This window comes from Bacillus sp. JJ783 (assembly GCF_036963225.1).
In the GTDB taxonomy this organism is placed as follows: Bacteria; Bacillota; Bacilli; order Bacillales; family Bacillaceae_G; genus Bacillus_A; species Bacillus_A cereus_U.
Window position 1 is genome coordinate 1 of sequence record NZ_JBALMG010000189.1, and the last position, 14,977, is coordinate 14,977.

Genomic DNA, 14,977 nt, shown 5'->3' on the forward strand with positions numbered 1-14,977 from the left:
GTATTGTAGGTGAAGAAATCTACAGGTTCTCTTTTGGAATTTCAAAAAAGATGATAAGAAATTATAGATTAAATTTTTATTTAAAGTACTATGTAATGCTTAAAGATGAAGCGTTACATGGAAACGTAAAAAAAAATTTATCTGAAAAATAAAAAAAGATTGACAAGTATATTGAGAAACATTATCATTTCGATGTAGATACAGAAAATGAAAATCATTATCAATAGATTGGTTTTGTTTCCTTTTCTATAATTAAGTAATAGAAAACACACTTGACCAATTAGTTTAGTAAGTGTATTATTTTTTACAACATAATTGATAATGAAAATCATTATCGTTTATGTTGTTTAATGAGATTAATTTTTATATGAGAGGATAGAGGAAATGAACTTAGGGGAATTTGATGGAAAAACCGTTTTAGTAACAGGTGCCGCTCAAGGTATAGGTAGTGTTGTAGCAAAAATGTTTTTAGAAAGAGGAGCTACAGTTATTGCGGTTGATCAAAATGCAGAAGGGCTTAATATGTTTTTAAATCATTATGCATCAAATGAAAGTCGTATTAAGACGTTTCATTTAGATGTGAGTGATAGTGTCACTGTTGAAGAGGTAGTAGAACGAATTGAAAATGATATAGCGCCAATAGATATATTAGTAAATGTTGCAGGGGTTCTACGTATGGGAGCGATTCACTCTTTAAGTGACGAAGAATGGAATAAAACATTCTCTGTAAATACTACAGGAGTTTTCTATATGTCCCGAGCAGTAAGTAAACATATGATGTTAAGGAAGTCAGGGGCAATTGTTACAGTTGGTTCAAATGCGGCAAATACTCCGAGAATGGAGATGGCTGCGTATGCTGCATCAAAAGCTGCAACGACGATGTTCATGAAGTGTTTAGGGTTAGAACTTGCAGCATACAATATTCGTTGTAACTTAGTTTCTCCGGGTTCTACTGAAACTGAAATGCAAAGATTACTATGGGCTGATGAGAATGGAGCTCAAAATATAATTGCTGGTTCTCAAAATACATATAGACTCGGAATTCCTTTACAAAAAATTGCACAACCTTCAGAAATTGCTGAAGCAGTATTGTTTTTAGCTTCAGATAAAGCAAGTCATATTACAATGCACAATTTATGTGTAGATGGCGGAGCTACATTAGGAGCTTAATAAAAAATTCAGGAGGTTATTATACTATGAATGAACTTACAGCCGTAAAGGAACTGTCAGAAAAACTTTTAGAAGATTATAAGACTGAATCTTCATTCTTTTTCGCTTCACCAAATCGAACGATATTGGCAGAAGGAGAGTTTACTACAGTAAAACATAGTGAAATCGAAAGTTTTCCAGAGCTTGTAAAGGCGGTATTAAGTAATGCCAAACAGGATGGAAATCCAAATCCTATCGTTGTAGGAGCTTTGCCATTTGATCGTAGAAAAGAAGTTCAACTTATTGTACCAGAATATTGCAGAATTACTGAGCGTTTACAGTTAGAAAAAACAAATGAGATAAAACAAAATGAGAAACTGGCATTTGAAATGACACTAGTTCCAGAGCCTGAAGTTTACATGAATGGTGTGAAGCAAGGAATAGCAAAAATTCAGGACGGAGCTTTAAATAAAATCGTTATATCTAGATCGTTGGATGTTAAATCTTCAGAGGTAATTGATAAACAAAAGCTTCTTCGTGAATTAGCAGAACATAATAAGCACGGCTACACATTTGCTGTTAATTTACCGAAAGATGAAAACGAGAAAAGTAAGACGTTAATTGGAGCAAGCCCTGAATTACTTGTTTCACGTCATGGTATGCAAGTAATTTCTAATCCGTTAGCTGGTTCAAGACCACGTAGTGATGATCCAGCAGAAGATAAAAGAAGAGCAGAAGAATTACTTTCTTCTCCAAAAGATTTACATGAACATGCGGTAGTAGTTGAAGCGGTTGCCGCTGCACTTCTTCCGTATTGTCATACATTACATGTTCCGGAAAAACCATCAGTTATTCATAGTGAAGCAATGTGGCATTTGTCTACAGAAGTGAAAGGTGAACTTAAGGATCCAAATACTTCTTCTTTAGAATTAGCAATTGCTCTTCATCCTACGCCAGCAGTTTGCGGAACTCCAATGGAAGAAGCGAGAGAGGCTATTCAACAAATTGAGCCATTTGACCGTGAATTCTTTACAGGAATGTTGGGGTGGAGCGATTTAAATGGAGATGGTGAATGGATTGTTACAATTCGATGTGCTGAAGTGCAAGAGAATACACTTCGATTATTTGCAGGAGCTGGAGTTGTTGCTGAATCAAAACCAGAAGAGGAGTTAGCGGAGACATCAGCTAAATTTCAAACAATGTTAAAAGCTTTAGGGTTAAGTGATAATTCATTGAATGACAAGTAGGGGGAAGAAAGAATGTTAACAGGTTATACGGAATGGCCAAAAGAATTAGTAGACCGTTATCGAGAAGAAGGTTGTTGGCTTGGAGAGACATTTGGTGCGATGTTAAGAGAACGCGCTGAAAAGCATGGAGATGAAATTGCGATTGTAAGTAGTAATACACATATAACGTATAGTGAACTTGATAAAAAGGTAGATCGCTTAGCTGCAGGTTTATTGAATTTAGGAATAAAGCAAGAGGACCGAGTTGTTCTTCAGCTACCCAATGTTATAGAGTTTTTCGAAATATGTTTTGCACTATTTCGAATTGGAGCGCTTCCTGTTTTTGCGCTACCTTCACATCGAAGCAGTGAAATTAGTTATTTTTGTGAGTTTGGTGAGGCGAGCGCTTACGTTATTTCAGATAAGGCACTCGGATTTGATTATCGAAAACTAGCAAGAGAAGTGAAAGAGAAAGTTCCAACCTTACAACATGTAATCGTAGTGGGGGAAGAAGAAGAATTTGTGAACATAAATAATCTTTATATGGATCCGGTTCCATTACCAGAAGTTCAGCCAAGTGATGTTGCGTTTCTCCAATTATCAGGAGGGACAACAGGGCTTTCTAAATTAATTCCTAGAACACATGATGACTATATTTATAGTTTACGTGTTAGCGCTGAAATTTGTAATTTGAATGCAGAAAGTGTCTATATGGCAGTTCTTCCAGTAGCACACAATTACCCAATGAGTTCTCCAGGGACATTTGGAACTTTTTATGCGGGTGGAAAAGTAGTGTTGGCAACTGGAGGGAGTCCAGATGAGGCATTTGCTCTTATAGAAAAAGAAAAAGTGACGATTACCGCTCTCGTTCCGCCATTAGCAATGATTTGGCTTGATGCTGCATCTTCCCGTAACAACGATTTATCGAGCCTGCAAGTTATTCAAGTAGGAGGTGCGAAATTTAGTGCCGAAGTTGCGAAGCGTATTCGCCCTACATTTGGATGTACGTTACAGCAAGTGTTCGGTATGGCGGAAGGATTAGTAAATTATACACGATTAGATGATCCTGAAGAAATTATTATTCATACGCAAGGTAGACCGATGTCTACGTTCGATGAAGTACGAGTTGTTGATGAAAATGATAACGATGTAAAGCTTGGTGAAGTAGGTAGTTTATTAACACGAGGGCCATATACAATTCGTGGCTATTATAAAGCGGAAGAGCATAATGCACGATCGTTTACAGAAGATGGATTTTATCGTACAGGTGATCTTGTGAAAATAAATGAACAAGGTTACATCATTGTAGAAGGAAGAGATAAAGATCAAATTAACCGTGGTGGTGAGAAGGTTGCTGCGGAAGAAGTTGAAAACCATCTATTAGCACACGAGGCAGTACATGATGTAGCAATTGTATCTATGCCTGACGATTATTTAGGAGAACGCACTTGCGCTTTTGTTATCGCTCGTGGACAAGTCCTAACTGCAAACGAATTAAAAATGTTCTTAAGAGAACGTGGTATAGCAGCTTATAAGATTCCAGATCGAATTGAATTTATTGAATCATTCCCGCAAACAGGTGTTGGAAAAGTAAGCAAAAAAGAATTACGTAAAGCAATTGCTGAAAAACTTATTGCAGTAAAACGTTAAAAAACTATTAAAAGTCGGAAGGAAGTGATTAGATGGCTATCCCATCTATTTCAGTATATAAAATGCCAGTTGAATCAGAACTACCAAAAAATAAAGTGAATTGGACACCGGATCCGAAACGTGCAGTTCTTCTAATCCACGACATGCAAGAGTATTTTCTTGATGCATATAGCGATAAAGAATCGCCAAAAGTAGAACTAATTTCAAATATTAAGGTGATAAGAGAAAGATGTAAGGAACTTGGCATACCGGTTGTTTATACAGCACAACCTGGTGGACAAACGTTAGAACAACGAGGGCTATTACAAGACTTTTGGGGTGACGGTATTCCTGCTGGACCGAATAAAAAGAAAATTGTCGATGAACTCACTCCAGACGAAGATGATATATTCCTAACAAAATGGAGATATAGTGCATTTAAAAAGACGAATCTATTAGAAATTTTAAATGAACAAGGACGAGATCAACTCATCATTTGCGGTATTTATGCGCATATTGGCTGCCTTTTAACAGCTTGTGAAGCGTTTATGGATGGTATCCAGCCATTCTTTGTGGCAGATGCAGTTGCTGATTTTTCACTAGAGCATCATAAACAAGCATTGCAGTATGCATCTAATAGATGTGCAGTAACGACATCAACAAACTTACTGTTAAAAGATTTACAAAGTTTAAAAGGTGATGAGAGTGAAGGAATCACTTTACAGGAAGTGCATGAACTAGTTGCACAACTACTCCGTGAGCCAGTAGAGAGTATTGAAGTGGATGAAGATTTATTAAATAGAGGACTTGATTCGGTCAGAATTATGAGTTTAGTAGAGAAGTGGCGCCGCGAAGGGAAAGAAATCACTTTTGCAGATTTAGCAGAACGTCCTAATGTTGCCGATTGGTACCGTTTACTATCTTCACAAGCAGCACAAGTGTGTAACAAATAGATTACATAATAAAGGGGTAGTAAAGAATGCCTAACAGTCAAAAGATTCGTTATTCGTTATCATCTGCGCAGTTTGGTATGTGGTTTGCGCAACAATTAGATCCGCTTAATCCGATTTATAATACTGGGGAATATATAGAAATAAACGGAAATATTAATCAAGAAATTTTCGAGTTAGCTGTATGTAAAGTTATAACAGCAGCAGAAGCACTTCGTGTTCGTTTCGAAGAGGATGAAATTGGCCCATGGCAAGTTATTGAGGAATCGTCAAAGTTTCATATGCATTTTATTGACGTTCGTAAAGAGGAAAATCCTGAAGAAGCTGCTAAGGTATGGATGAAAAATGATTTATCTATGCCCGTGGATTTAACAGAGGATAAATTATTTACTGAAGCACTTATTCAAATTGAAAATAATCGTTTCTTTTGGTATCAGCGCATCCATCACATTGTGATGGATGGCTATGGATTTTCACTTCTTAGCCAAAAGGTAGCGAATGAGTATACATCACTTATAGAAGAAACAAACAAGACTGAAAAGTCATTTGGTTCTCTTGCAAAAATTGTACAAGAAGATAATGAGTATCGTGAATCTAAACAATTTCAGGAAGATCGTACTTTTTGGTTAGAAAAGTTTGCTGGTGAACCGGAAGTTGTAAGTTTAGCAGAACGAGCGCCGAGAACATCAAATGGATTTTCACGAGAAACTGCTTATTTATCAAATTCTAGTACGAAAACGTTACTAGAAGATATCAATATTTCGTTAACGAATTGGCCCGAATTTGTTGTAGCTGTAACAAGTATTTATATGCATAAATTAACAGGTGCAAATGATATTGTTTTAGGTTTACCGATGATGGGGCGTCTTGGTTCTGTATCTATTCATACACCAAGCATGGTAATGAATTTAGTTCCACTTCGTCTAAAGTTAACTCCAAATATAACTTTTGCAGAATTAATACAGCAAGTTTCTGAAGAAATTCGAGATATACGTCGTCATCATAAATATCGTCATGAGGAATTAAGAAGAGACTTAAAGTTACTAGGTGAAAATCAAAGGTTATTTGGGCCGTTAGTGAATGTTATGCCTTTTGATTATGGGCTTAACTTTGCTGGAAATCGTGGCATTACACATAATTTATCAGCAGGACCTGTCGATGATTTATCGATAAATGTATATAAGCGCTTCGATGAAAATGAGCTAATGATTCATTTTGATGCGAATCCGGAAGTATATAGCGATACGGAACTAGCATTGCATAAAGAAAGATTTATGAATCTATTAGAATTAGTGATAAATAATTATCACAAAGACGAGCCGATTGGAAAAATAAACATTACTCTTCCTGAAGAAAATCATAAAGTTTTATTGGAATGGAATGAAACTAAGAGAGCTGAAGAGCTAATTAATCTACCTATATTATTTGAAAAACAAGTACAAAAAAATCCAAATAATATAGCAGTTACTTGTAACGGGATAAAACTTACGTATACAGAGCTAAATGAAAGAGCGAATGAACTTGCAAACTATTTAGTAGAAGAAGGAATACAAGCAAATCAGTTTGTAGCCTTAGTATTTCCAAGATCAATAGAAATGGTAGTTAGTATGTTAGCAGTCCTAAAGGCTGGTGCAGCGTATTTACCAATAGATCCAGAATACCCAGCCGAGCGGATTAATTATATAGTAAATGATGCAAATCCAGTTTGTATCATAACACAGTCATCTGTTTCATCCTCTTTAGTTATAGAAAATGATATTAAAAAAATCATATTAGATAGTGAAGAAACGAAACTAGCATTAAAAACATATTCTCATATGAATATGCCAATTAAAAATGATGAATCACTTTTAAACCCAGCATATACAATTTACACTTCAGGATCAACAGGGAAGCCAAAAGGTGTAATTGTTCCTATGAAAGGTTTAAGTAACTTCTTATTATCTATGAAACATACGTTTTCATTAAATGAAAACGATCATTTATTAGCAGTTACAACGTTTGCGTTTGATATTTCTGCTTTAGAAATTTATTTACCTCTTATTAGTGGTGCAAGTATAACAATTGCTCAGAAAGAGGTAATCCAAGAGCCTTCTGCGTTAACGACACTTTTACAAGAAGAAAGAGCGACAATTATGCAAGCTACACCGACGCTCTGGCAGGCGTTAGTAACTGAATATCCAGAGAGGCTACAAGGGCTAAACGTGCTCGTTGGTGGTGAAGCTCTTCCAGCGCATTTAGCAAATAAATTAAAAGAATTAGGTTGCTCTATAACAAATTTATATGGACCAACTGAAACGACAATTTGGTCTACCTTCATGAACATTGATGAAAGTGAAAGTGGTATACCTCCTATTGGAAAGCCAATTTGGAATACTGAAGTGTATGTGTTAGATGCAGGGTTACAACCAGTTCCACCTGAAGTTATTGGTGAATTATATATTGCGGGTGAAGGACTTGCGAACGGATATTTAGGAAAACCTGAGTTAACAGCTGAACGGTTTGTTGCAAACCCTTATGGAAAAGCTGGAGCACGTATGTACCGCACAGGTGATCTTATGAAATGGCGTACCGATGGTGTGTTAGAGTACATTAGTCGCGCAGATCATCAAATTAAAATTCGTGGTTTCCGAATTGAATTAGCGGAAATTGAAACGGTGTTACAAGGGCATCAAAGTATTCGACAAGCGGTAGTAATAGTACGAGAAGATCATCCAAATGATAAACGAATCATTGCGTATCTCGTTGCAGAAGAGAAGGAACCAATTAATCTTTCAGAAATTCGTGCTTATGTTTCAGAAAGTTTAGCGAATTATATGGTACCATCGGCATTTGTTGTGCTAGAAGAATTACCATTAACACCAAATGGTAAGGTTGATAGAAAGAAATTACCTGCTCCTGATTTTAATGGAATGAATAATGAGAGAGTTGCTAGAAATCCGAAAGAAGAAATACTATGTGATTTATTTGCTGAAGTACTTGGTGTTTCGCGAATTAGCATAGATGATAATTTCTTTGAAATGGGTGGCCATTCGCTTCTTGCATCTCGTCTAATGGTAAGAATTCGTGAAACGTTAAGTGTGGAATTAGGAATTGGAAAACTATTTGAATCGCCCACTGTTGCTGAATTAGCGAAACAATTGGATCGTGCCAAAAGCGCAAGACCAGCTATTAAGAAAGTAAGTAGACCAAATGAAGTTCCGCTTTCATTTGCACAGCGTAGGTTATGGTTCTTAAATTGTTTAGAAGGTCCAAGTCCTACTTATAATATTCCGTTAGTCATTCGTATGTCTGGAAAATTGAACGAGGAAGCACTGCAAGGTGCCTTTTATGATGTAGTGAAGAAACATGAAACACTTAGAACAATTTTCCCTAACGTATTAGGTAGTTCATATCAGAAAATTTTAAATATGGAAGACTTAAATCTAGAAATGATTATAACAAAAACATGTAAAGATGAATTAGAAAGTGTACTTTCAGAGGCGGTAAAATATAGCTTTAACCTTGATGTTGAGCCAGCAGTTCGATTACAACTTTTTAAAGTGAGTGAAAATGAGCATGTATTACTAATTCTTTTACATCATATTGTAGGAGATGGCTGGTCATTACAACCGTTAACGAAAGACTTTACAGTAGCTTATAAAGCACGATGTCAAGGTGATAGTGTTCAATTAGAAACCCTTCCAGTTCAATACGCAGATTATTCACTTTGGCAACAGCAATTACTAGGTGATGCAAAGACACCAGAAAGTCTTATTTCAACACAATTAGATTTTTGGAAAGAGGGATTAAAGGGTTTACCAGATCAAATGGAGTTGCCTACAGATTATCAGCGTCCAATTGAAACAAGTTATCGCGGAGAAACAATTCATTTTCATATAGATAAAGGTATGCATAGTAGGTTAGTAGAGCTTGGTCGTAAAAATGGAGTTAGTTTGTTTATGGTGTTGCAAGCGGGACTTAGTGCACTATTTACAAGATTAGGTGCTGGAACTGATATACCAATTGGAAGTCCGATTGCCGGAAGAAATGACGATGCGCTATCAAATATAGTTGGTTTATTTGTGAATACATTAGTGTTACGTACAAATACATCAGGAGATCCAAGTTTTAAAGAATTATTAAATAGAGTGAAGCAGGTAAATCTGGCAGCTTATGAAAATCAAGATGTTCCATTTGAAAGACTCGTTGAAGTGTTAAACCCAGTACGTACCCGAAATAGTCATCCGCTGTTTCAAGTTATGTTAGCTTTTCAAAATACGCCAGAAGCAACGTTTGATGTCCCTGATTTAGAAGCGAGCCTTGAAATTCAAAGTGTTGGTTCTGCAAAATTTGATTTAACATTTGAAATTAGCGAGAGTAATGGAGTTGATGGTACTCCAAACGGCTTACACGGATTGTTAGAGTTTAGTACCGATTTATATAAACGTGAAACGGTTCAAAAACTAATAGAACGATTCATTCTGTTATTAGATGATGCGGCAAGACATCCGGATCAATCAATTGGTAGATTAGAAATATTAACTTTAGCAGAGCGAAATACAGTTTTAGAAAAGTGGAATGGTGGTTTTCAAATTGTACCTGAAATGACATTGCCACAATTATTTGAAAAGCAGGCTTATGTAAGTCCAAATTCTATTGCTGTCGTCTTTGAAGATGAAAAGCTAACTTATGAAGAGCTAAATAGAAAAGCGAATAGAATAGCTCGTTTGTTAATAGCGAAAGGAATCGGTCCTGATCAACTCGTTGCTTTAGCGATGCCGAGATCTTTAAATATGGTTGTAAGCTTACTTGCTGTTCTTAAAGCTGGTGCCGGATACCTTCCGTTAGATCCGGATTATCCGTCAGATCGTATTTCATTTATGCTACACGATGCGAAACCAGCATGTGTTTTAACAAATTCAAGTGTAGAAATTGAATGTGATGAGGCACTAAAGATTTTAGTTGATGATGTGAACATAATAGAAGAAATTGAGAAATATAGTGAAGACAATATTGATGAAATGGAGCGCATTAAGCCGTTATATCCTTCACATATTGCTTACGTTATTTATACGTCAGGCTCAACAGGTAGACCGAAAGGCGTTATGATACCTCATCAAAATGTAGTAAGACTTTTAGGAGCAACTGATCATTGGTTCCAATTTGACGCAGACGATGTGTGGACGATGTTCCATTCATACGCTTTTGATTTCTCAGTTTGGGAAATTTGGGGACCTTTATTATATGGAGGGCGTCTAGTCGTAGTACCACATACTGTAAGTCGCTCGCCGAAAGAATTTTTACAACTGCTTGTTCAGGAAAAGGTGACTGTTTTAAACCAAACTCCATCAGCGTTCTATCAATTGATGCAAGCCGATCGTGAAAATGAAGAGATTGGTCAAAAATTATCTTTACGATATGTTGTGTTTGGAGGAGAAGCACTTGAACTAAGTCGATTAGAAGATTGGTATAGTCGTCATCCTCATAACTCACCGAAGCTTATTAATATGTACGGTATAACGGAGACGACGGTACATGTTAGTTATATTGAATTAGATGAGAGCATCGTCTCTTTACGGGCAAATAGTTTAATCGGGTGCAGTATACCGGATCTTAAAGTATACGTATTAGATAACTATTTACAACCGATGCCACCTGGAGTAGTTGGAGAAATGTATGTTGCAGGTGCAGGACTGGCTCGTGGATATTTAGGAAGAGCAGGATTAACTGCTGAACGTTTTATCGCAGATCCATTTGGTAAGCCAGGTACAAGAATGTATCGTACAGGAGACCTAGCGCGCTGGCGTCAAGATGGGATGTTAGATTATATAGGACGTGCAGATCATCAAATTAAAATTCGTGGATTCCGAATTGAATTAGGGGAAATAGAAGCGGTAATAATGAAACATCCTAAAGTTGAACAAGTAGCTGTTATTGTACGGGAAGATCAACCAGGGGATAAACGATTAGTTTCTTATATCGTCGCATCAAATAATGAAACGATTGATACGAATGAAATGCGTCAGCATGCTGGTGGTAGTTTACCAGATTACATGGTTCCATACGCTTTTGTAGTAGTAAATGAGTTACCTTTAACTCCAAACGGTAAATTAGATAGAAAGGCATTGCCAGCTCCAGAATTTATTGCAACATCTTCTAGCCGCGGACCAAGAAAACCGCAAGAAGAAATGTTATGTGACTTGTTTACAGAAGTTTTAAGTGTGACTCAAATTGGAATTGATGACGGATTCTTTGATCTTGGTGGTCATTCACTTCTTGCAGTGCAGCTGATGAGTCGCATTAAAGAGGCGCTTGGCGTTGAACTGAATATCGGAACTTTATTTGCAGCACCTACTGTTGCGGGGCTTGCTGAAAGACTTGAAATGGGGAATGGTCAAAGTGCACTTGATGTGTTGCTTCCATTACGAGCAAGTGGAGATCAATTACCACTATTTTGTGTACATCCAGCAGGGGGATTAAGTTGGTGCTATGCGGGACTAATGAAATCTTTAGGGACAGATTATCCAATCTATGGTGTACAAGCACGTGGTATCGCTAAAAATGAAGAACTTCCAAAAAGCTTAGAGGAGATGGCGGCGGATTATTTGAAACACGTTCGTGAAGTACAGCCTCACGGACCGTATCGTTTACTCGGTTGGTCGCTTGGAGGAAATGTTGTTCATGCAATGGCGGCGCAACTACAAAATGAAGGGGAAGAAGTAGAATTACTCGTTATGCTTGATTCTTATCCTGGTCATTTCTTACCAAATACGGAAGCACCTACTGAAGAAGAAGCGTTAATCGCATTACTTGCTTTAGGTGGATATGATCCAGATAACATGGATGGTAAACCACTTACTATGGAAAGTGCGGTTGCAATACTTCGCAAAGATGGAAGTGCATTAGCAAGTCTTGAAGAAGAGACTATTTTGAACTTGAAAGAAACTTATGTAAATTCGGTAGGGTTGTTAGGGAAATACGTACCGAAAGTTTATAACGGGGATATTTTATTCTTTAGATCTACTGTTATACCAGACTGGTTTGATCCTATTTCTCCAAATACGTGGCTAAATTATTTAGACGGGGAAATCGTGCAGCATGATATTGATTGTAGACATAAAGATTTATGTCAACCAGGTCCACTTACAGAAATTGGACAAGTATTAGCGGAATATTTGCAGAATAAGAAAGGGGTAAGTAAAGTATGACGAATCCATTTGAAAATGATAATTACACATATAAAGTATTAATGAATGAGGAGGGCCAGTATTCTCTCTGGCCTGCCTTTCTCGATGTACCTATTGGATGGAATGTTGTACATGAAGAAGCTAGCAGACAAGTTTGCTTAGAATACGTTGAAGTTAACTGGAACGATTTAGATCCGAAAAAAAATCAAATTAGCGAAAAAATATTAGTAGGAAAACAATAATGAAAGCAAACATACATCCAAAAGTAGTTGTAAGCATCGTTTATATAACAGCGATGTTTATGGCTGCGATGGATGCAACGATTGTGAATGTAGCACTGCAAACGATAAGTAAAGAACTACAAGTACCTCCTTCTGCAATGGGGACAGTAAATGTTGGGTATTTAGTTAGCTTAGCTGTTTTTCTTCCGATTTCTGGTTGGTTAGGAGATCGCTTTGGTACGAAAAAAGTATTTTTAACTGCCCTCTTCGTTTTTACAATTGCATCTGCATTATGTGGAATTGCTAATGATATTACTTCATTAAACATTTTTCGTATCATTCAAGGTGCTGGTGGCGGACTTTTAACACCAGTCGGGATGGCGATGTTATTCCGAACATTTTCACCAGAGGAAAGACCAAAAATTTCTCGATTTATTGTACTTCCAATTGCTGTAGCACCAGCGATCGGACCAATTATTGGTGGTTTCTTTGTAGATCAAATGTCTTGGCGCTGGGCATTTTATATTAATCTGCCGTTTGGTATCATTGCGTTGCTATTTGGACTTCTATTTTTAGCAGAGCATATTGAAAAATCGGCTGGTCGTTTTGATTCTATCGGTTTTGTTCTTTCAGCACCAGGTTTTGCGATGCTCATCTATGCACTCAGTCAAGGCCCGTCAAAAGGTTGGATTTCTCCAGAAATAATAAGTACTGGAATAGCTGGGATTGTATTCATTACATTGTTTATAATTGTAGAACTGAAAGTAAAGCAACCGATGTTAGATTTACGCTTATTAAAAGAACCGGTCTTTAGAAAAATGAGTCTTATTTCGTTGTTTTCATCAGCTGGTTTACTAGGAATGTTATTTATTTTTCCGCTTATGTATCAAAATGTAATAGGAGTTTCCGCGCTGGAATCAGGTCTTACGACATTCCCAGAGGCGATTGGATTAATGATTTCTTCACAGATTGTACCATGGTCGTATAAGAAATTAGGAGCTCGAAAGGTAATCTCTATTGGATTAATAAGTACAGCGATTATATTTGTTTTATTAAGTTTTGTAAATCATGATACGAATCTATGGCAAATACGGGCACTATTGTTTGGCATAGGTATTTTCTTAGGTCAATCTGTCGGTGCAGTTCAATTTTCTGCTTTTAACAATATTGCACCACCTTCTATGGGTAGAGCAACTACTATATTCAATGTGCAAAATCGATTAGGATCTGCCATAGGAGTTGCTGTTTTAGCTAGTATACTATCTGGTTTTGGAAGTAATAACGTACAGAATAATGTACAATCAGATTTCTTACCATATCAAGCTGCATTAATTGGATCAGCAATATTTTTACTGGTAGCATTACTATTTTCTTTACGTATTTCCGATAAAGAGGTAATGTCAAAGAAGAATAAAAAGCCGGTATCTGTATTACAAAAAAAGAAAGAAGTCGTAAATGAATGAGTTGCAGCATGCTAATACTCTTTTGAAATAAAGTGATATTGGTATTTAAAAGGAGAGAGTTTACATGATAGAGAGTAAAGTTGTAGATTCTGTACCAACTCTTAATGAGAATAGTTGTCAAATATGGTGGGCGAGAATTTTAGATTTACAATCATGGCATTACAATTTACTAAATGATGTAGAGCGAGAGAAAGCAAATTCATATCATCATTCGGCAGATCGTGCACGTTTTATAATAGGTTGTGTAATTAGTAGGTTAGTTCTTGGAAAGATACTTTCTATGTCGCCAGTTCAAGTACCGATTGATCGAATGTGCCCAGTATGTAAGTTACAACACGGTAGACCTCAATTACCAGAAGGTATGCCGCAAATATCCGTTTCCCATTCGGGTGAGTGGGTTGTCGTGGCATTTACAGAATCTGCACCTGTTGGTGTTGATGTTGAACAAATGAATCCAAATATAGATGTTATGAAAATGGCAGAGGGCGTATTAACAGACATTGAAATAGCACAAGTTATGAAATTACCTGATGAGCAGCGACTAGAAAGATTTTTAACATATTGGACTCGAAAAGAAGCAGTGCTGAAAGCGACAGGTGAAGGACTATTGATTCCACCAGTAGAAATTACAGTATCAGCTCCAAATGCCCCTCCCGAATTGTTAATTTTTAAGGATAGACAAGAGTTAGCAGAAAATACAGTGATGGAAGATGTAAGACCTAGTTTAGATTATATGGCTTCCATTGCAATATTTAGTAAAGAAGTAACTGAAATTACGCAGTTAGACGCGGTATCGCTATTAAATTATAAATCAATTTAATAAAATATTTTATAGAAGAGGTGTTCCTCATGTTAGTGGCGGAAAATAGAAAAAGCGAATTAACTTATAATGTACAAGCAATTAAAAATATTTTATTTTCTGGAGATACATCATCTATTCTTGCTTTAGAAAAGCTTTTGAATGATACAGTTCAATTTGATGTTCTAGAACAAGAAGTAATTGATAGACAGTACATTCCGAAAGAAGCAAAAAATTTCTTTGATAAAAACGGAACATTTCTTTACCGCGTATCTAATGTTAGTTATAAAGGTAAGGTGTTATCTGAAAATCTAATTTTTGCAGACACTTCGTTTTTACCACATACTATAAAGCAAGAATTAGAGGATGGA

Annotated in this window: 8 protein-coding genes and 1 pseudogene; all 9 read left to right on the forward strand. The window is 36.5% G+C overall.

Going from position 1 to position 14,977, the window contains the following annotated elements; all coding sequences use genetic code 11:
- Nucleotides 1-384: 384 nt before the first annotated feature.
- Entirely contained in the window at nt 385-1,170 is a 786-nt protein-coding gene (dhbA, locus tag V7038_RS27365; protein ID WP_335695924.1) for a 2,3-dihydro-2,3-dihydroxybenzoate dehydrogenase, read from the forward strand.
- A 26-nt stretch (nt 1,171-1,196) separates the two neighbouring features.
- Nucleotides 1,197-2,396, forward strand: a complete 1,200-nt coding sequence (gene dhbC / locus V7038_RS27370; RefSeq protein WP_335695925.1) for an isochorismate synthase DhbC — start codon at nt 1,197-1,199, stop codon at nt 2,394-2,396.
- A 12-nt stretch (nt 2,397-2,408) separates the two neighbouring features.
- Complete coding sequence (locus V7038_RS27375) at nt 2,409-4,025, forward strand: (2,3-dihydroxybenzoyl)adenylate synthase (protein ID WP_070146493.1); 1,617 nt, start codon at nt 2,409-2,411, stop codon at nt 4,023-4,025.
- A 32-nt stretch (nt 4,026-4,057) separates the two neighbouring features.
- Entirely contained in the window at nt 4,058-4,957 is a 900-nt protein-coding gene (locus V7038_RS27380; RefSeq protein ID WP_070139249.1) for an isochorismatase, read from the forward strand.
- 26 nt (nt 4,958-4,983) lie between these two features.
- On the forward strand, nt 4,984-12,144 hold the full coding sequence (locus V7038_RS27385) for an amino acid adenylation domain-containing protein (protein ID WP_335695926.1): 7,161 nt from the start codon (nt 4,984-4,986) through the stop codon (nt 12,142-12,144).
- Nucleotides 12,141-12,365, forward strand: coding sequence for an MbtH family protein (locus V7038_RS27390; protein WP_002157915.1), 225 nt, complete (start codon nt 12,141-12,143; stop codon nt 12,363-12,365). Before V7038_RS27385 ends, V7038_RS27390 begins: the two co-directional genes overlap by 4 nt.
- The gene (locus tag V7038_RS27395; RefSeq protein ID WP_335695927.1) at nt 12,365-13,807 is read left to right on the forward strand and encodes an MDR family MFS transporter; all 1,443 of its coding nucleotides are present in this window, start codon (nt 12,365-12,367) and stop codon (nt 13,805-13,807) included. The genes V7038_RS27390 and V7038_RS27395 overlap by 1 nt, the downstream gene beginning before the upstream one ends.
- A 64-nt stretch (nt 13,808-13,871) precedes the next feature.
- On the forward strand, nt 13,872-14,627 hold the full coding sequence (gene sfp / locus V7038_RS27400; RefSeq protein ID WP_335695928.1) for a 4'-phosphopantetheinyl transferase Sfp: 756 nt from the start codon (nt 13,872-13,874) through the stop codon (nt 14,625-14,627).
- Nucleotides 14,628-14,656: 29 nt separating this feature from the next.
- A pseudogene (locus V7038_RS27405) lies at nt 14,657-14,977 on the forward strand (cold-shock protein); the annotation flags it as partial.

Coding starts and splice junctions, on each gene's coding strand:
- sfp (WP_335695928.1), top strand. CDS start 13,872: ATGATAGAGAGTAAAGTTGTAGATTCTGTACCAACTCTTAATGAGAAT.
- dhbA (WP_335695924.1), top strand. CDS start 385: ATGAACTTAGGGGAATTTGATGGAAAAACCGTTTTAGTAACAGGTGCC.
- V7038_RS27395 (WP_335695927.1), top strand. CDS start 12,365: ATGAAAGCAAACATACATCCAAAAGTAGTTGTAAGCATCGTTTATATA.
- V7038_RS27380 (WP_070139249.1), top strand. CDS start 4,058: ATGGCTATCCCATCTATTTCAGTATATAAAATGCCAGTTGAATCAGAA.
- V7038_RS27385 (WP_335695926.1), top strand. CDS start 4,984: ATGCCTAACAGTCAAAAGATTCGTTATTCGTTATCATCTGCGCAGTTT.
- dhbC (WP_335695925.1), top strand. CDS start 1,197: ATGAATGAACTTACAGCCGTAAAGGAACTGTCAGAAAAACTTTTAGAA.
- V7038_RS27375 (WP_070146493.1), top strand. CDS start 2,409: ATGTTAACAGGTTATACGGAATGGCCAAAAGAATTAGTAGACCGTTAT.
- V7038_RS27390 (WP_002157915.1), top strand. CDS start 12,141: ATGACGAATCCATTTGAAAATGATAATTACACATATAAAGTATTAATG.